This is a genomic window from Thainema salinarum CENA647 (assembly GCF_057732415.1).
This window is the reverse complement of the sequence record NZ_JBYJZJ010000032.1, coordinates 1-18,332: the sequence shown is the minus strand read 5'-3', so window position 1 is coordinate 18,332 and position 18,332 is coordinate 1. Positions and strand designations below refer to the sequence as shown.

19 protein-coding genes and 1 pseudogene are annotated in these 18,332 nt (G+C 50.0%); 9 read left to right on the top strand and 11 right to left on the bottom strand.

From position 1 onward, the window contains the following. From AC286M_RS36205 to tnpA, 3 genes are all read left to right on the top strand, one after another. Nucleotides 1-1,439, top strand: a 1,439-nt coding sequence (locus AC286M_RS36205; RefSeq protein ID WP_488209045.1) for an ATP-binding protein, incomplete at its 5' end; no start/stop codon positions are given. 4 nt (nt 1,440-1,443) lie between these two features. Beyond that, nucleotides 1,444-2,364: a hypothetical protein gene (locus tag AC286M_RS36200; protein ID WP_488209044.1), complete on the top strand. Its 921-nt coding sequence runs from the start codon at nt 1,444-1,446 to the stop codon at nt 2,362-2,364. Continuing rightward, complete coding sequence (gene tnpA / locus AC286M_RS36195) at nt 2,357-2,800, top strand: IS200/IS605 family transposase (protein WP_488202591.1); 444 nt, start codon at nt 2,357-2,359, stop codon at nt 2,798-2,800. Before AC286M_RS36200 ends, tnpA begins: the two co-directional genes overlap by 8 nt. Here tnpA and AC286M_RS36190 read toward each other — a convergent pair. From AC286M_RS36190 to AC286M_RS36180, 3 genes are all read right to left on the bottom strand, one after another. Next, nucleotides 2,763-3,215, bottom strand: coding sequence for a hypothetical protein (locus AC286M_RS36190; protein WP_488209028.1), 453 nt, complete (start codon nt 3,213-3,215; stop codon nt 2,763-2,765). The two genes, tnpA and AC286M_RS36190, sit on opposite strands and share 38 nt — an antisense overlap. 100 nt (nt 3,216-3,315) lie before the next feature. Next, entirely contained in the window at nt 3,316-3,543 is a 228-nt protein-coding gene (locus tag AC286M_RS36185) for a tyrosine-type recombinase/integrase (protein ID WP_488209032.1), read from the bottom strand. Between the two features lie 245 nt (nt 3,544-3,788). Beyond that, a complete protein-coding gene (locus AC286M_RS36180; RefSeq protein ID WP_488209027.1) occupies nt 3,789-4,349 on the bottom strand; it encodes a TetR/AcrR family transcriptional regulator in 561 nt (186 codons plus the stop codon). Nucleotides 4,350-4,864: 515 nt separating this feature from the next. Between AC286M_RS36180 and AC286M_RS36175 the strand changes: the two genes are divergently transcribed. After that, complete coding sequence (locus AC286M_RS36175) at nt 4,865-5,677, top strand: heme oxygenase-like domain-containing protein (protein WP_488209026.1); 813 nt, start codon at nt 4,865-4,867, stop codon at nt 5,675-5,677. Between the two features lie 6 nt (nt 5,678-5,683). Then, a complete protein-coding gene (locus AC286M_RS36170) occupies nt 5,684-6,931 on the top strand; it encodes a sensor domain-containing phosphodiesterase (protein WP_488209025.1) in 1,248 nt (415 codons plus the stop codon). 215 nt (nt 6,932-7,146) lie between these two features. Here the strand turns inward: AC286M_RS36170 and topA are convergent, their stop codons facing one another. The 4 genes from topA to AC286M_RS36150 all read right to left on the bottom strand — a co-directional run bounded on the left by topA (nt 7,147) and on the right by AC286M_RS36150 (nt 11,956). Further along, complete coding sequence (gene topA, locus AC286M_RS36165; RefSeq protein ID WP_488209043.1) at nt 7,147-9,318, bottom strand: type I DNA topoisomerase; 2,172 nt, start codon at nt 9,316-9,318, stop codon at nt 7,147-7,149. 164 nt (nt 9,319-9,482) lie between these two features. Continuing rightward, on the bottom strand, nt 9,483-10,424 hold the full coding sequence (locus AC286M_RS36160) for a hypothetical protein (protein WP_488209042.1): 942 nt from the start codon (nt 10,422-10,424) through the stop codon (nt 9,483-9,485). A 3-nt stretch (nt 10,425-10,427) separates the two neighbouring features. Then, nucleotides 10,428-11,237: a sugar phosphate isomerase/epimerase family protein gene (locus AC286M_RS36155; RefSeq protein WP_488209041.1), complete on the bottom strand. Its 810-nt coding sequence runs from the start codon at nt 11,235-11,237 to the stop codon at nt 10,428-10,430. Continuing rightward, nucleotides 11,234-11,956 (bottom strand): hypothetical protein, encoded by a 723-nt coding sequence (locus AC286M_RS36150; RefSeq protein ID WP_488209040.1) that lies wholly within the window; start codon nt 11,954-11,956, stop codon nt 11,234-11,236. The genes AC286M_RS36155 and AC286M_RS36150 overlap by 4 nt, the downstream gene beginning before the upstream one ends. 419 nt (nt 11,957-12,375) lie before the next feature. Here AC286M_RS36150 and darT point away from each other — a divergent pair, with 419 nt between their 5' ends. The 3 genes from darT (at nt 12,376) to AC286M_RS36135 (ending at nt 14,068) form a co-directional block, all read left to right on the top strand. Next, nucleotides 12,376-13,002 carry a type II toxin-antitoxin system toxin DNA ADP-ribosyl transferase DarT gene (darT, locus tag AC286M_RS36145; protein WP_488209039.1) on the top strand — a complete coding sequence of 209 codons (627 nt, stop codon included), beginning with the start codon at nt 12,376-12,378 and terminating at the stop codon, nt 13,000-13,002. 21 nt (nt 13,003-13,023) lie between these two features. Beyond that, nucleotides 13,024-13,728, top strand: coding sequence for a type II toxin-antitoxin system antitoxin DNA ADP-ribosyl glycohydrolase DarG (darG, locus tag AC286M_RS36140; protein ID WP_488209038.1), 705 nt, complete (start codon nt 13,024-13,026; stop codon nt 13,726-13,728). A 73-nt stretch (nt 13,729-13,801) separates the two neighbouring features. Further along, nucleotides 13,802-14,068, top strand: coding sequence for a hypothetical protein (locus tag AC286M_RS36135; RefSeq protein ID WP_488209037.1), 267 nt, complete (start codon nt 13,802-13,804; stop codon nt 14,066-14,068). 255 nt (nt 14,069-14,323) lie between these two features. On the opposite strand, the gene psbA is transcribed toward AC286M_RS36135, so the two are convergent. The 4 genes from psbA to AC286M_RS36115 all read right to left on the bottom strand — a co-directional run bounded on the left by psbA (nt 14,324) and on the right by AC286M_RS36115 (nt 17,461). Further along, entirely contained in the window at nt 14,324-15,406 is a 1,083-nt protein-coding gene (gene psbA, locus AC286M_RS36130) for a photosystem II reaction center subunit D1 (RefSeq protein ID WP_488209036.1), read from the bottom strand. 685 nt (nt 15,407-16,091) lie between these two features. Next, on the bottom strand, nt 16,092-16,412 hold the full coding sequence (locus AC286M_RS36125; RefSeq protein ID WP_488209035.1) for a hypothetical protein: 321 nt from the start codon (nt 16,410-16,412) through the stop codon (nt 16,092-16,094). Beyond that, nucleotides 16,409-16,693 (bottom strand): DUF433 domain-containing protein, encoded by a 285-nt coding sequence (locus tag AC286M_RS36120; RefSeq protein ID WP_488209034.1) that lies wholly within the window; start codon nt 16,691-16,693, stop codon nt 16,409-16,411. The genes AC286M_RS36125 and AC286M_RS36120 overlap by 4 nt, the downstream gene beginning before the upstream one ends. A 348-nt stretch (nt 16,694-17,041) precedes the next feature. Further along, the gene (locus AC286M_RS36115) at nt 17,042-17,461 is read right to left on the bottom strand and encodes a hypothetical protein (RefSeq protein ID WP_488209033.1); all 420 of its coding nucleotides are present in this window, start codon (nt 17,459-17,461) and stop codon (nt 17,042-17,044) included. Nucleotides 17,462-18,122: 661 nt separating this feature from the next. Between AC286M_RS36115 and AC286M_RS36110 the strand changes: the two are divergent. Next, nucleotides 18,123-18,332 (top strand): annotated as a pseudogene (locus AC286M_RS36110) (hypothetical protein); the annotation flags it as partial.

Below are 18,332 nucleotides of genomic sequence, written 5' to 3'. Positions count from 1 at the left end.
CAATTGCTCGGGTGGTGAGTTTGCTCCGACCGGGCGTATTTGTGCTGGCTGGACTGCTGAAGGACATCAGCGATCGGCAGGTGCATGAGATTCAGAATGCTCATTTTGCCCTGCGGCAAACCAATATTGAGCAGTACATCATCCTGCTCGATTCGGATCCACACATTCCGCTGGATATTTATCCGTTGTTGCCTGCTCTGGAGTATCCGTTACCAAGCCGAGAGGCTGTGCAGCGTTTGGTAGCAGAATTTTGCTGGGATGTGTTCAGCATGGAGCAAAACCAAGAAAATCGGAACCGTCAGCGTCAACTGACCCAGGCATGTTCTGGCTTACCCCGAGGTGAGATCGAGATTGCCCTGCACCGGGCCACTGCACGGATTTCTGGTGTAGTCAATATTGACGCCATCACCGATCTGGTAATGAATTACAAGACCAAAAAGCTGAAAGGACGCGGTATCAACTTATTGCCAGAACCCGATGTGCCTGTCGCAGCCGGGATGGATCGGCTCTACGAAACTCTAGATAAAGTCCGCTTGCTGTTGCAGCCAGAAGCTGCAACTCGTCACCTGAGGCCGCCGAAAGCCATTTTGCTGTGGGGTATTCCTGGTACTGGCAAATCGCTAGCGGCGAAGCTGGCGGCCAAACATATTGGCGGCACACTCGTGAGTGCGGATTGGAATAGTTTGGTCGGTCGTACTGTTCAGGAGTCAATGAAGAACCTGAACGGCTTACTGGATTTTGTAGACGAAATTGGCACCTGCATTCTGTTTTTCGACGAGTTTGAGAAAGCCTTTTCCGGTTGGGATACTCGCGTTGAAGGTGGCGTGCTGGGGAAGATGGCTGGTCAGCTTCTGAGCTGGATGCAGGATCACACCTCGCCTGTGGTGATGTTCGCCACGATTAATCACCTTCAGATGCTGCCTGCCGAGATGATTCGGCGGTTTGAGTATATCCATTTCTTTGGCATGCCCCACGCGGGTTCGCTCTGGGAAGTATTTAAGGTTCACCTCGGCCAATATTTCGAGTACGACTTCTCAGATCGAGATTGGCGCATTCTGCTGCGGGAATATCGCGGCTGTACGCCCGCTGAAGTAGCCAAAGCAGTGCGGCATGTCGCTGATGCTTATTATTTCTGCGATATGCGCCGAGGCAACTGTTGCCCTGACAAACCACAGCTTCAGCTAGAGAGCCTCTTAGAGGAGCGCCAAACGTTTACTCCAGCAGCAACGCAGCGGGATATTAGTGACCAAATTGCTGCCATTGCCAATCGGGCAGATTATGCCATTCCGGTATCCGGGCCAGATACCTCGCGGTTTGCCGTGCCGGAACAGTCATTGATGGGAATTGATGAGGATGCCTTCACTACCCGCGATCTCGTTCAGGCCAATCGCTACTCTCGCCGTGTCCAGCTCGCGGATGGAGAACGCTCCGAATTTTAGAGCCATGCTAAACCTATTGAGATGCCTACTCATCCTCCTCGTTGCGATCGGAGCTTGGTTGCTATCAGCGGTTCCGACGTTCGCTCAACCTGTGCCAACCGCGCAGCCTCAACGTGCTGCCTATCAGGATGTCATTCCTGACTTTGAAACGGTCTCTTTCCTGGATTTGGGAACAGTTGAAGATAGCGGTCGCGTTAAATTTCAAGGGCTTCAACGTCAGTGGGAAGTGGGCGATTCGGTGAGTAACATTCTGACGCTGGGGGATGTGGCCTCATTGAATGGACAGGCTCTCTCGCTAGGACAGATCAATCAACTCACCGGGACTAATTACACCGACGCTCGCTTATCGAGCTTCGATCTCCTAGAACGTCAAACCTTATCCAATCTTGACTATGCGATTCCTTACTTCGGAGATTACCGGGTCGATGAAGTAGCCCCGGTCAAGCAGCTGCTCTCTGAAACGACCGGACAGATTAGTTTTGGCAGTGAGACGATCTCAGGTTTTTTGGAGCGCAATCCCGGTTTGAGCGATATTCAATTGGGTGAGACGACGCTCGATGAATTTGCGATCGCAGACATTCCCAACATTGATGCGGTGCCGATTATTGATTTGAAGGGGTGGGACAAAGCCAAAATTGCAGAGGTGCCAGGGCTTGAAAATGTTGCGCTGAGCGATTTTCCTACCGGAATTACGGGCCTCGAAGGTATCATCGCGCGTATTGATGTTGTCTGGGGAACCGCTGAAACCGACCGCACCAATACGATTTCAGGTAGCTATCAGGCGGGCTTTGAGATACCCTGTCCGGCTGAAGGGAAGCTAACTGGATTCGATTCTCCTTCTGAAGCACAGGAAGCGAATGATCCGGTTGAATCTCTTGGGGTCCATTCCCCGCCGCTCTGCGGCGTAAGATCTAAGAATGAGTGAGTACATCCACAAGAGTCATAACGTAACAGTTTTGCTATACCACTTAGTGTTTCCAGCAAAGTATCGACGGGTTGTGTTTGATGAGCAAGTAGATGCGGTTCTGCGAGAGGTCTGCCTCGAAATCGAGAAACGCTACGAGGTGAAGTTTGTCGAAATTGGAGTGGACAAAGACCATGTCCATTTTCTAGTGCAGTCCGTGCCGACCTATAGTGTGACCAAACTGGTAACGATGCTGAAAAGTTTAACTGCACGAGAAGTCTTCAAACGATGCCCTCAAGTGAAGCAGAAACTTTGGGGAGGCGAGTTTTGGAGTGATGGATATTTTGCGAGTACAGTAGGCCGCCACGGGGATGAAGGAATGATCGCCAAATATGTTCAAGCCCAAGGCAAAGATTACCTCAAATTGCATCGGGATAATCAACTTGCTCTTTTTTGATTCTGATACCCCGTCCGCTTGCGGCGGGGTATTTCATTTCAGCGATCGCTTTCCAACTTGAGTTTTTACCTTTGACACAATCTATTTGACATACCCCTTGGTCGCTGAGCGTGGTGTCTTGCTTCACCGCATTATGAGCAAAAATAGTTCCCAAACTCCGTACATACAAAGCTGTGAGCGCGATAGCGTCAGTCTCCTGCCGTTGGGTAAGGTACTTATTCGCATCCTTCAGGTGAGCAATGTTTGGAGATGTCACACCATCTAGACTCCGATACAGTGACTGCGCTTGCTCAAACAAATTTAGAACTGCTTTGTAAGCAACACTCTGCTGTCCTGACTCACTTATCTTGTCTCTCACAGCCTCATGAAACTGGCTGACATTCGGCTTCATAACCTTGGGATTGAAGTATTTCACACTCACCTCTCGTCAACGCAGACTCTCACAGGCTTCACCATCATTGTTTGTAAAATACCCAGTGTTAACAGAGCAATATCTTCAGCGTAGTTTGACCACTTCACAACTTTGCGATCGCATCTACCTTCTCTTCATCCGACACCTCCAAATAGCGCTGTAGTGCCGCCATCGAAGTCCATCCGCCGAGATCTTGGATCGTCTTCAGCCGGACTCCGGCTTTGTCCAACTTGGTCGCCCAAGTGCGCCGATTGCTGTGGGTACTGAAGCCCCGTAGACCGATGCGATCGCAAGCTTGTCTCGAAGCTATATCACAAGCCTGGCGGGTAATACAGCCACCCTTGCGACCGGAGAACAGATAGCCCGATTTTGCTCTAGGGTTTTTTTATCGACGTCTACGAATACGATTGGCAACACCCAAAGCCATTACAGCCACTGTTCATAAATTGGCTCGCCTCTTCTATCGGCTCTGGAGTTCTGGGGGAAGCTATGACGTCCGAGTGCCAACTACTATGAGCAACGCTATCAAGGGCAGATTATCAAGGCTTGCACAAAGTAATCAGTTCTGACATTGGCTTAATAAGTACTGCTAATCAGTTTTTGAGCAGATTCTTTGGCTTGTTGGAAGGGGTGAGATTCCCCCATAATCTGGGCCAGTACTGTAGCTCCGTCCAAAAGAACCATAAATTGAGTTGCGACATTAGCAGAGTCCTGAATTTCAGCTGCCTCTATTAGACTCTGAATATATCGCATCATCAGTCTCTTATGCTCAGCACAAATAGCATGAATGGGAGATTCGATAGATGGATATTCAGCTGAGGCTTTGACAAAAGCACAACCATTAAATTCTTCTCTCTCAGCCCATGATTGATAGATGTCGAAAACAGCGATCACTCTGTCAACGGGATCGCTAAATGCTTTATCCACAGCTTGCATAAACCAATTGCGGAAACTTTCATCTTGCCTACGAAGGGCTGCAATAATTAGCTCTTCTTTTGACCTAAAATTTCTGTACAAGGTCGTTTTAGAAACCTTCGCTTCAGCGAGAATGGTGTCAATTCCAGTGGCAAAAAAGCCATGCTGACAAAATAGTTTCAGAGCATTCTCAATCAAACGTTCTTTTGGTTTGCTACTCATAGATATTTCGACACTCAAGATAATGACAGAAAATGACCAAAGATGTTGAAAAAGGTTATACGAACCAAGCTTTAAAGAAGAATTTAAGAGAATTAAGAATCAAATAATACAGGATAACAGGAGGTACTTGTACAAAAGAATCGCTGTTGAATACAATACAACTGATTGACATGTGTACAGATCTGTATTATCGTTTCTCTCAATGAGAAATACAGAATGTCGGCTAGCCAGTCCAGATTATGCATCCTTGGATGATTCTCACATATCTTTGATGTATCAGCGTAAGTGGCTCTTGAGCTTTGCAACGAGCTAGGCTTGGTCATTTTGGCTTGGTGCTTGAAATTTGTAAGAGAGCTTTCATCTGTGCTCCTTCTCATGACCTCTAAAAACGGAACGATCTGTGCTTTTGATGTCGATTCCTGTATCCTCTGCGTTGACTGTGGGTATGTTCTATTTGGTGTCCAAGGGAGTTTGTAGTGAGTTCAAGTATTTCTGGTCAAATCGCTAGAGAAACGATGCGGCATTCAATTCCTGATGCGCTTTGGTCTAAGAATCAAGAGTTTGTTGCTCGTGTACAGGATATGATTTTGAGCCATCCCGTATCTGTGCATCCAGCAATTTCTGCACTGAATCATGCTACTTTCTCGAAGGCGGCAACTAGTCGGATTCATTTGGAGTATCGACATGCCATTGTTCAGGAATTTACCGATGCTTTGCTGATGGCACAATACCAATGTCGCCAGCTAGAACCACGACTGCAAGCTGGCCAGAAAATGGCGGCCCGCTTTCTTCTAACCTTCAATATTCTTGATGAATTTGGTTTTCGGTTCGATGCTGATACTAGCGAACCCAATGGATATTGTGGCACTCCCTACCGAGCACATTATCCACTTTATGAGAACGTTCTGAGTGAGTTAGGTATTAGCCCAATTGAGAGATCGGAATATGTTCCGTCGCCAATTGCCCATCAGCTTTTGCAGCATTTGCGATCCTCTTACGAAAGCTTAAGTGCGGTTACCAGCCTGTTAGCAGTAGCCGAGAGAGTTGTTGTTCTCTTTAGTGCCCCAATGAGGCGAAATGCGAAAGCTTCAGGTGTGACGACAACTTCGGGCTATTATCTCTGTCATGGGGAAAGCAGCGATGCTCAGTCCGAGGCTGATGATGATGTCCATGAATCAGACTTATGGCAAGTTCTGATGCAATCATTACTTCCTGAGGAGTATAAACATATAGAATTTCTGTGTCGAGAATACTGTGATCTATGGGTTAAATTTTGGGATCTGCAAATGCAGAATTTGACCCATGACTGTATTTCTAGAAGCGCCTGAATAAGCATGGTTGATCTGCCTCTAAAAGCGCATGATGGTCAGAATTCATCTGATACTAAAAATCACGCTTGTTATAGCTGTAATGATGAAGTAATTATAGATATTCTAAGAACTATCCGTTTGTCCTTAGATATGGATGTTGCCTTCATCTCAGAGTTCTCAGGCGGTAGACGTTTATTCAAGTATGTTGATGCTTTACCTAATAGGCAGTTTATTCAAGTAGGCACATCTGATTTGTTAGAGGAAAGCTATTGTCAACGGATTGTAGACGGGCGCTTGCCTCAGTTAATGCAAGATGCTGCCTGTTTTCCTGAAGCCTTAGAGTTGCCGATCACAACTAGTCTGCCGATCGGTGCTCATCTGAGCGTTCCTATTTATCTGGCGGACGGTCATACGTATGGGACTTTCTGTTGCTTTAGCGTAACCCCTGATCAGACTCTGGATGAACGTTCTATTGCAGTTATGAGTGCCTTTGCAAACCTCGTTGCGCTTCAAATCGAACGACAAGTTAAGACAGTACAAATTCACAATGAGATAACAGAGAGAATTAACTTTCTGCTTGCCTCTAAAGAATTTATGATTGTTTATCAGCCCATTTGGGATATTGAAGAGAATCGAATCGCTGGATTTGAAGCCCTGACTCGATTTCTATCAGTTCCAACTCGTTCACCGGATGTATGGTTCGATGAAGCTTATAAAGTGGGTCTAGGTATATGTTTAGAACTAGAAGTGCTTGAGCAAGCCTTGAGAGGGCTCAATTTTCTGCCCGAGGATGTATACTTGTCGCTCAATATTTCTCCTGATGCCATTCTGAGTGGTGCGTTGACTGCTGTGCTTGATAACGTACCGGTAGACCGGATCGTGTTAGAAGTTACTGAGCATATTTCAGTAGCTGATTATCTGAAGTTTGCTCAGATGCTCGAACTGTTTCGTAGGCGAGGTTTACGCTTGGCGGTGGATGACGCAGGCGCAGGATACTCTAGTTTTCGCCACATTTTGAAGTTAAGGCCAGATGTAATTAAGCTAGACATGAGTATTATCCGCCATATTGATTCAGATTTTTCGAGTCGGGCTCTTGCAGCAGCTTTGATCCGGTTTGCCGAAGAAACTGGTAGTAGAACTGTTGCAGAAGGAGTTCAGACGAGCGCAGAATTAAAGACGCTTCGTGAACTCTGCGTATCGAAGGTTCAAGGTTATCTAATCGGCAGACCTGTTCCGATTGACGCAGCTGCGTCTCTTGTCGGAGGGATTTGAGAGTCAAAGAAAGATGAGAGAAGGGATTTTGGATATTGAAGGAAAACACTATGGTTCGAGCCAACTATTGCCTACTTTTAGCCAAGTGCTCACCCAATAGGATTAGGACGAGATCGCAGCCAGTGCCAGAGACTGCATCTATGCTTAGGTACTCCAGCAAGAGCGAGTCACCGCCGAACGGTTGTGAGCCGTCTTCATACTGACAACGCTTAGGGTTACTCCTGCAGCGTGCCGAACTGAGGTGACCAAAACGCTCCTCGACTCTGGAAATAGGCCACTTCCTTGCACTTCCCACGCCGATTTTTTAGGATCGAACAGCGTAACATCACCTTATCTTGACCGTCTTTGGTATAGGCATAGCGCTCCAGCATCGCACCGCAGACTGGGCAAGGATGATCCCTAAACAGCTCTGGATGCAGAGCCTGCCGCTGAGCCTGAGGCAGTTCATAGCGTTTCGCCTTAGCATTCCAAAACATCACCGTCCTGCAACTTGCCCCAGAGCACTTGAGGAAGTGCTTAGCCTTCATCTTCTTGGAGCGAGAGGGAACCTTGATCATCACCGCACCGCAGGTGGGGCATTTAGTTTTCGTCGCTTGCCCCTTCGCCGATTTCGTTTGAGAGCCAGACGCCTTCTTAGACGCCTGAGCGATCGCAATCGGAGGCTGCTCAGCAAAAGTCGGTAGAGATAGGAGTTGAGACTTGGCCTTGGAAATTGCAGGTGCAAAGTAGTCCCGGTTCCAGCCAATCAGATACGACTGCCAGTCCTGCTCACCGATTGCGATCGCATCCAGTGCCGTTTCCATCTGAGCAGTGAACTCCGGCTGGATCAAATCCGGCAGAAGCTTTTCTAGCGCTCCATCCAGTTCCAATCCCAACGCTGTCGGCTGTAACTTTCCTTGCAGCAAGCCGACGTATTCTCGCTGCCGCAGGGTTTTGATCGTGGGCGCATAGGTGCTGGGTCGGCCAATCCCCTTTTGCTCCATCAGCTTCACCAGCTTCGGTTCGCTGTAGCGCGGTGGCGGCTGAGTTTGCTTCTGATCGGCCTGGGCCTGCTTTAGTTGTAAAGCCTGACCTTGAGTCAGAGCAGGCAACACCGAATCCGCGCTGATATTATTCCAGTAGCGGGTGTATCCGGCAAACTCCAGCACCTGACCACGAGCCTCCCAGTACGCTTCACCGGACTGAGTAACGATCCGAGTTTTGCGTAACCGCGCCGCAGCACATTGAGACGCCACCGCCCGATTCCAAATTAACTCGTAGAGCCGAGCCTCATCCGATGACAACTCGCGCTGTAGCTGCTGAGGCAAGTGGGCCACGTCCGTCGGACGAATCGCTTCGTGAGCCTCTTGAGAACCCTTTACCGCCCGATGCCGAGTGGTTTTGCGAGGTACATTCGTCGGGTCATGCTGCTGAAGATACTGACGCACCGCCTCACAGAACGGCGCTGAGAGCACTACCGAATCCGTTCGCATATAGGTGATGTGACCCTTTTCGTAGAGCGACTGAGCCACCTTCATCGTCTGCTCCGGACTGAAGTGAAGCTTCGAGCCTGCCGATTGCTGCAGCGTCGAGGTGACAAAGGGGGGCGGCGGGGACTGACTGGTCTGCTTGCCTTCAATGTGCAGAACCTGATGGGGATGCGATTGCGCGATCGCAACCAGTTCATCGGCCCGTTCTTGAGCCGTGACCCGCTCCGATTCGTTCTCAGCACTTTTATCCTCAGAATCCTTGGCTGATTTCCGCTGTGGCTTGGGGCTGCTGCGGTAAAAGGCTTTGAATCCCTCCCGGTACGTCACCCAAACGCTCCAATAATCTTGAGGGACAAACGCCTGAATCTCCCGCTCCCGCACACAGAGCAAATGGAGCGTCGCACTCTGCACCCGACCCATCGACTTCGCCCCATTTTTCAGAGGCCAAACGACATGCCGACTGCCCGTGTAGCCCACCAGCTTATCGAGGCAATCGCGCGCCCGTCCGGCAGCCACGAGGTCTTGATTAAGGGTGCGGGGCTGTGCGATCGCAGCTCTCACAGCTTGGGGCGTAATCTCGCTGTAGACCACCCGCTGCGGGTGCTTGAGCCGCAGCGCTTGTTGGAGGTGCCATCCAATCGTTTCGCCTTCGCGATCCGGGTCAGTGGCAATATAGACACAATCCGCCGTTTTAACCGCTTGCCGCAGATCGGAGAGCACTTTCTTAGATCGGGCATCGCGAGGCTGATAGCGACAGGCGATCGCGTCGTCCCCTAAATCGAAACCCAAGGAATCCTCGCCATCATTGGCTAACTCTCGTACATGTCCCATGCTGGCCTTGATGATCCAGCCTGACCCTAAAATCTGGCCCAGCTTTTTCAGCTTGCCCGGACTTTCAATCAGCAGTAGATTTGGCATGGCAATTGCATCTTGACCTCGTGGTTCAATAGTACACTTAAACCACTTTATTGCTGATACAAGGCGACGAAATCCTATCCCTGCAAGTTGATGCCTAAGATTGGCTCGTTTGGTGCTGCCGTTATAGATTGCGATCGCACCTCCACCCCATAACCAAGTGCATCTCAACGGGTGCGGCCTGCACTCAACACCCGCGACGAAATGGAGTGCGATGCGGCTTCTGCCATTGCCTGCCAGTCTTCCTGCGTAAACATGTCTGCTAACAGCGCTATTACCTGCTGCCCGGTTGATGTGCTCATCCGGCCTGGTTCAACATTTTCTGCCCGGAGCCGTTCAATCGCTGCCAGCTGAGCGGCGGTTGGCTGGGCTAAATGATGACGAATGAACCGCCGTGCGATCGCATAGGTGTCGTCAAATCCCGCCCCCAAATTCCAAGACTGCATCCACTGCCGTAAAGCCGTAAAGAGAATAGCCTGGACTTTCATCTGCTGCCGCAGTTGCTGGTGTTGCTCACTCGTCAGCGTAGCGACAGTTTGGCTATAGCCTTTCATCGGTAGTCCCGCTTCGACTGGCTCCCCGTCCTCAACTTGAGCAGACTCGCGCAACCCTGCCTCGTTGTGGCACAAATTCAAGGAATCAAATAACTCTGGATACTGGTCAGCAAAAATGACTTTGCCAGGCACCGGTCGATGTTGCCCGTCCGCGAAAACATGCCGCCAATGCTCATTGTTTTCCTGAAAGGCATCTATGTGGGGACTGCAACTGTAGTCCAGAAAAGGAGCGATCGCATCAAACAAGACACCCTCATCTCCCGCTTTGTCGCACCGATACGCCACCATCTCAATACTGCCATCTGGCAACTGTACGGTTCCCAATGACCATTCCCATAGTGCTTCCATCAAAGTCGCAAAACCGCCAGCAGGTGGGAGCCGCCCACCCCGATAACACTTTTTTGGGGTATGGGTTGTGCGATCGCAAATGAGCGCAGTCCCAAATTTCTCTATTGTTTCGGGGAGGTAAAGGGCATGGATAGCTGCCAGAGCTGCCCCAGCTTGAGGGGCCAGAATCCGAACATTGTGAAAGGAATAGCGAACCCAATATCCCATTAGTTAGTTCCCACCGAATCCTACGTGTAATCGAGATAGCACAGCTTCAATCTGTTGTTGTACTTGTGCCGCACTCTGACGGTTCATCCGGCTTTCCAGCACAATCGGGACGTGGGTTGGAAACGTGGTGATGTAAGGTATCCACCACGTGCGATCGTCAATGGCTGTATGGGTGTCGCGATAATCATCATTATCAGAAATGTGAATTTCCAATATTCGGTTTAGGGCCGTTTGGAGCACCTGCAACTTCTCTAAAGTGCTTGGAGTTCTCCAAATATTGAGGTGTGCCATATCCACAACGAGATTGATGTGTGGCATGTCCTGTAGGAATTGCTCAACCTGAATGTTGTTTTGGAGAAGATACTGGTGAGCCGCCTCAAACGGAGTGGGATACATCGTTTCCACCCCAAATTGAATCGTGCGATTGCGACACAACTGTCCTAATTGAGCGACATTTTCTAGAAAGCAAGCATAGGCAGCGTCAGGATTATCGGATCGAGAATAACTACCTGCATGAACCGAGTAAGCCCTGATATCCATCGTGACCAGCCAGTTGGTTAGCCGTTCAAAATAGCAGGCATCAAACGTGTGAGCCAGATTGAAGGAGCGCTGCCCGTCCCAAACAAACGCATGGTGGGCGCGATACTGCATTCCCTGCTGTTGATACTGCCGCAACACTTCGAGAGTATCCGGACTGGACTTCATGCCGATCGCCAATTCAACGTGCCGAACACCTGCTGCCCATAGGGTTGCTAATGCTTCTCCGGTTGTGACACCCCCATAAGCCGATAAGCTCACCCAAACTGGGTTCATCGGTTATCCTCCGGCATAGCAGGACTGCCTATCTCTGTTGTGGAGTAGTGAAACTGAACCGTTTGAGGGGTTAATGCCAGTAAACGTACAGCACAGCCGAACAAACAACTAATTTCTTGTGCCAATCTATCTTGAGCCAGGGTAATAGTCTGCTGAGATAGAAGTTGTGTGACCTTATCTTCAAAATAATAATCAAGCTGCTGCCGCAAACTGTAAGAACGGTGTTCAACCGGGGAATAAATGCGCTGGGTCAGAACCTCAACTCGTTGGCTTTGTGCTCCAACCACGATGATAACTCCGTAGCCATAAGCAGAATGAGTGCGTTCGTCATCATAAGCATCGTGATCGACAGTCGTCTCATAATCCCGAATAGCAAGGGGCAGATCCATCTGGGTCAGCTGCCAATGAGCAGGATTTGCATCAACCTCTGGCGGTGGTTCAGTTTGGTTCCAACGCAGATGGGCCGGTGTTGCCTGCACTTGAGAAATAAAGGATTGTAGTTCGAACGAGTTGAGAAGGCACCGGGCATCGGCTGCCAACTGTGCGTGGAGCTGCGCTAACTGCTGCGCTTGGGCTTCTACCAATAATCGCTCCTGCTGTCGCAGTTGGTGAAGCATCCCGTCTACCGATGCCTGTAGCTGAGTAAGGGCAGGTGCAAACTGCTCTTGATGCTGATTTGTCAGGGATTCATACTCGCCAAGGAGGTGGAGTGAGGGCATGGGGAGTAACCTCAGACATGAATATCAGTTCAAATGTACCATATTTTCTTCTGAGGAATCCGAAATTAGGGCGAAGTTTGGATCAGTAAGCTGTCCATCCCTTTTTAAGCCCTTAAATTCTTATCGCAATGTACGTACGATTAGCTGCACGTCACCGCGATCAATACGAACGCTCTGAAATAACCACCGCCAAAAATCCAGTTTTTGGACAGGAGTAGAGGTGTGAAGTTTTCCACATAACCAATGAACCCAAAGCCAATTGGGAAGCTGTGAATGTGAGAGCCATCTAATCGGATTGCTCCTATGTTTGTTTGAGACAGCCTCAATTCTTGATAGAGTGAATGCCTTCCTGGTTGGAGTCGTGTCTAGTAGAACTGAGACCAAGCTGGACGCGACTTTGACTGCTCGTTAGACTCCTGATGGCAACTCCCATTTACCACATCACGCATCTGAGCAACTTGGCTTCAATTCTGGCAATCGCTGGTTTGTGTTCAAATAGCACAATGCAGCAACAGGGAATTGGCTATACCGATTTGGCGAATCAAAGCATTCAGTCACGTCGAGCGAGAGTAACAGTGCCCTGTGGGGTAGGCGGAACGTTGACCGATTACGTGCCTTTCTACTTTGCGCCCCGTTCTCCAATGCTGTATGCCATTCATCAGGGCAATGTCCCAACTTACTCTAATGGGCAAGAGAGTGTGATCTACCTAGTTTCTACGGTTGCAGCGGTGCAGCAAGCCAACCTTTCGTTCGTCTTCACGGATGGACATGGCATTATGGCACTGACCCAGTTCTTTGATGATCCTGCTGACTTGAATACGGTGGATTGGCAGGTGATGACTCTCAAATACTGGTTCGACACCCCAGAGGACAGAGATCGCAAGCGACGGCGGCAAGCTGAGTTTTTGGTGCATCAATTTTTTCCCTGGCAGCTCATTACTGAGATTGGTGTGATGCATCACTCGGCCAAAGCCGAGGTAGAGCAGTGTTTACAGACGGTAACCCATCAACCAGGAGTCATCCTGCGGCGGAATTGGTACTATTGAGAGAACCGAGAGATGATAATTATGCTGGAGACCTGTTCAGGGAATTTGCTGGAGGCAGATGTGGAAGCCCTGGTCAACACCGTCAACTGTGTCGGTGTGATGGGGAAGGGCTTAGCGCTGCAGTTCAAGCAATCGTTTCCAGAGAACTTTGAGGAGTATCGACGGGCCTGCCAATTAGGTGAGGTGGAGCCAGGGCGGATGTTTACTGTGCCGACCGGTCGGCTTATAAATCCCCGTTACATTATCAACTTTCCCACCAAACGTCATTGGAAAAATCCATCCCGCATTGAAGATATTGAAACTGGGCTTGAGGCCCTGATTGAAACAGTCAAGCGATTCGGAATTCGCTCGATTGCCGTTCCGCCTCTCGGTTGTGGCAATGGTGGGTTAGCCTGGTCACGAGTTGCTCCATTGATTGAAGCAGCATTTGCTCAGGTGCCAGAGGTAAGAGTGTTAATCTTTGAACCCCCAGCAGCTAAGCCAGAAACAGTCACGGCCAGCACCTCCTTTCCGCCGCTCACCCGCGCTCGTGCCCTGCTCATTGTGCTGATGGGGCAATACCTATCGCTGGATTATCCACTCACAATATTGGAAATTCAGAAGCTTGCCTACTTGCTTCAGGCAGCAGGCGAGCCATTGCGCTTGCAGTTTATTCAGGGGGAGCAAGGTCGCTTATGCCGCCAACTTGCATCCGGTTCTGCGCCAGTTAGAGGGACACACCATTGAGGGCTACCGCCCTGACGATGATAGGGCAGAAATTAGACTTCGACCTGGGGCTGCTCAAGCGGCACAGGATTGCTTGGCAGATACTCCGGCGATTGCCATCTTAAATCGAGTCACGCACCTAATCGAAGGCTATGAGAGCCCTTATAGCTTGGAGGTGCTGGCGATTGCCCACTGGGTGATGCAAGCCGATCCGCAGGCAACGGCAAATGTAGAGCAAGCGATCGCAGCGGCTGAAGAGTGGCAACTAGGGCAACGAAAACCGTTTAAGCCACAACACGTTAAGCAAGCGTGGCAGCGGTTGCACGAGCAACGATGGCTCCTGACGGCAGAACCTGCCTGAAGAAAGCTGCTCTTTGGTTGCTTCAGGCGGAAGTACCGCTGCGATTCCCATCAACTGCCGATACCAATTCCCATTGACTACATTGCTTCGAGTCGATCTCCCACCTGTACTTGCAGGTCTTCGGGGTCAGCGGTATCGAAGAGAAGGGAAAGCCAGTCGTGCGATCGCAACAAACCCCCAATGCAAAAAGCGCCCCTCGCATTGCGAGGAGCGCTTTTCGCTATTGATTCAAGCCCTAATCAAACAAGCTTGTGATTAGCCGTTGATGGCAGGAGCTTGCAGAGCCACAGGCTGTGCGTCAACAGAAGCGAGGTCAAGCGGGAAGTTGTGAGCATTGCGCTCGTGCATCACTTCCATACCCAGGTTCGCCCGGTTGATCACATCCGCCCAAGTGCCAATCACCCGACCCTGAGAGTCGATGACCGACTGGTTGAAGTTGAAGCCGTTCAGGTTGAACGCCATCGTGCTGATGCCCAACGCGGTGAACCAGATGCCAACCACGGGCCATGCCGCTAGGAAGAAGTGCAAGGAACGGCTGTTGTTGAAGCTGGCATATTGGAAGATGAGACGACCGAAGTAGCCATGCGCTGCCACGATGTTGTAGGTCTCCTCTTCTTGACCAAACTTGTAGCCGTAGTTCTGAGACTCGGTTTCGGTGGTCTCACGTACCAGAGAACTGGTTACCAGAGAACCGTGCATCGCGGAGAACAAGCTGCCGCCGAAGACGCCTGCCACACCCAGCATGTGGAAGGGGTGCATCAGGATGTTGTGCTCGGCTTGGAACACGAACATGAAGTTGAACGTACCTGAGATACCCAGAGGCATACCATCAGAGAAGGAGCCTTGGCCCAAGGGGTAGATCAAGAAGACCGCAGATGCCGCTGCAACCGGGGCAGAGTAGGCCACTGCAATCCAAGGACGCATACCCAGACGGTAAGAGAGTTCCCACTCACGTCCCATGTAGCAGAAGACGCCAATGAGGAAGTGGAAGATAACCAACTGGTAGGGGCCACCGTTGTACAACCACTCATCAAGGGAAGCGGCTTCCCAGATGGGGTAGAAGTGCAGACCGATCGCGTTGGAAGAGGGCACAACCGCACCCGAGATGATGTTGTTGCCGTACATCAGTGAACCAGCAACCGGCTCACGGATGCCGTCGATGTCGACGGGGGGGGCTGCAATGAATGCAATTACGAAGCAGGTGGTCGCGGTTAGCAGAGTGGGGATCATCAACACGCCGAACCAGCCTACATACAGGCGGTTGTCGGTGCTGGTCACCCACTGACAGAACCGCTCCCACAGGTTGGCGCTGCTGCGCTGCTGGAGAGTAGTAGTCATGGTTTATGAGTGCTGTTAATACGTTAATTGAACAAAGCGAACCCACTGATGTACAAGTGAATCCGTGGTTATGTATGTCCCTACCTTAACGAATATGTAACGGATTGTAAAGGAACATTACATAAGATCTGCCGATAGGTGGAATAAGCTGCGGTTAAAGGGTTTGAAGAGATCGAGGGGGCAGAGTTGAGATCGCAGTTGCCCCAAGTTGTTATCTAACAAGAACCGTCCCACAGATCACTTTACGAACAAGAGTGAGAACCCAGTGGTAGAAGTCGCCCCGAGATCGCATTTTTTGTTTTGAGGATCTGCATGAGCAGCCAAACTGCGATCGCAACTCCATCCATGATCAAACTCACCAAGGCGAGTGCGACACATCACTAAACTAAGCCTGAAATGCTGATGATTGGGCCTGAATCCGTATTATAGACAAGCTCAAAGCCCTACTGCTTAAGCGTTCAACCCTCGTCTCGCAGCTCAAACTCTTTAACTGCCTACGCTCTAACCCCTTTCGGGAATACTCTCCTCCTGTCAGCCTGGTCTTTGGATCAGGCTTTTTAGTTGGAGAGTTGGGAGTTGCGATCGCGGTAAGCCCCTGAAACTCAACAAAACTGAACAACATAAGGCCGTCAGCAACCGAAGTCATCGTAAATTAAACTCAGGAGCCCGTAATGCTTTCCTGCATTTATTCAATGAAAATTTCTTGGTAAGTACCGGGTTGGATCGCATCCACGACCGCCTGAACGCGATCAGTTTGCCGCTGAATGCGAGGCCACGAGGTCGTCATCAAAACGACAATAGCAATGTTTCGATTGGCTAAATTTTGCTCATAGCGCAGGTTGCGATCAGTCGTGATCAGTAGCTCGTAACCCTCTTGCTCGGCCTTAGTGAGCAAATTGCCGTTAGCAAGCTCTGACCATCTCCGTTCATAGGCGGTATCAATGGTGTGCCCTGGCAGAAAGCGGCGGAGCGGTACAGGCGTACCCTGATCGAACAGAATTTTCATGAACTGGCAGTTTGCTCCAATTGTCTGAGTTCATAGTCCAGTAGCGCCTCTACTTGGGCACGGGCGACACCGGGAAACCATTCCAAGAATTGGTCAATAGAGGCTCCGTCTTTGAGATTTTCAAACAGCGCTGAGACGGGCACTCGCGTACCCTTAAACACCCAAGCACCACTGACTTTATCGGGATGGCGTTCCAATATATCCAGAGCGTTCGTATTGTCCATAAATACCACCGTTTGATTGGTTTGGAGGTTTCCCAGTTGCCGCGATTGATTTCTCATCCTCATCTATTCTGACTTCCCCCGACATTCCTGCAACCACCTCGGTCGTACCTTCCGTGTGTTTTGCATACCAGAACCACTGCCCAGAACGCTCGCCTGCTTTCTTCTTGCTAAGGCGCAACGCCAGCCGATGTGATCGCGGCGTGAGTGATGCCATCATGGGCGATTCAAGAGAAAAGACTTCTAATCAGAGTGCCCGTTCAGGACAAGAGAGCAAAAACCCTCCCACACGTACATGTAGGAGGGATGGAATCATGGAAAGCAAGCTGATTCCAAGCGTTTGAGTTGACCAAATCCCCCAAGCGTCAGCCTGGGGGAAAGAGTGGAGCAGGATGGAAACGGAACGGATTAGCTATCCAAGTTCTGATCACGAGCATCGTCAAAGCGATCTGTTAGCTGGTTCAGCGTTTCAATCCGCTCTTGCTCGAAGCGATCCGACAGGCTGTTGAGGGTTTGAATCCGTTCTTGCTTAAAACGGTCATTCAACCCTTTGTTGAGTACTTCGTCGCGAGACTCTTCAAAACGATCCGACAGACTATTGAGGGTTTGAATGCGTTCATCTTTGAAGCGATCGTTTAGACCTTTGTTGAGAACTTGATCGCGGGACTCGTCGAAGCGGTCTGTGAGCTGATTTAAGGTTTCAATACGCTCGGTTTCAAAGCGCTCATTGAGTTTGGTTTGGGGAGTCAGTTCAGCCGCGCCAGCAGCGGGAGCCACGACAGTAGCCGCGATCGCGAGGATAGAGAGATGAGCGAATAGAGATTTCATCAGTGGGGGCCTCCTTGGGCGGAATCAATTTGGTTTGCTTTCCTTGGTTGATTCCTATAGTGGAGGGCTAGCCTGAACCCGCTCTGAGGTAGATCTGAAGTTGGCTTAAGGGTTAGCTGAGAAGTCTGAGTCGTGTTCTCAGGAGAAATTCAGAACGGCCCGAGTTTGTGGCGATGAGAAGAGTTGTGGTGACCTACACGAGTGAGAACCCATTGGTAGAAGTTGCCAGAGACTACCATCGGCGATCGCATTCTTTGCCAAGAGCCCATCGTGGATCACTATTAAAGTCAATAGTTGAGATCACAACTGACCTACTGAACAAAAAACACCCATCCGATGACAGGTGCTGCATTCTTTCTGTTGAATAGCTCTATCAGAACATTGAGTAATTACGCAAAGCTGAGGGAGCTACTGCATAGCGCTTTCCCCATCTGCCCTTCAGGATTGTTGAGGAGTGTTCAGGTGTTATTTTCAGGTGTTCTGGTTTGAGGAGTTGCGATCGCACGTTTATGAGCAGCGGCAAAAGTGCGATCGCCGCTCCAAAGTTGAGGCATAAGTGTGCCTGATGGCGGAGATTCCATAATATAAAGTCTTTTTCATTGCAACTTTTGTTAACAGAGTGTTACATTATTGTTGCAGAAGTTCACAAACCGAGGTTCCCATGACTAACTCCACTGCTACCCTCGCTCTTGATTTCAATGCTCTCGCTCGCGATATCAACGCCACTCGCGCTCAGCTCATCGATACCAGTCGCGAACTGGTTCCAGCTGAGGCATTTTCTCGGATGCAGCGGGAAGGCAATGAGTTTCTTCAGCGCCCGTTTCTCAATGGTGCAACCGTTGACCAAGAAGTCTTAACCAACAACTATGCG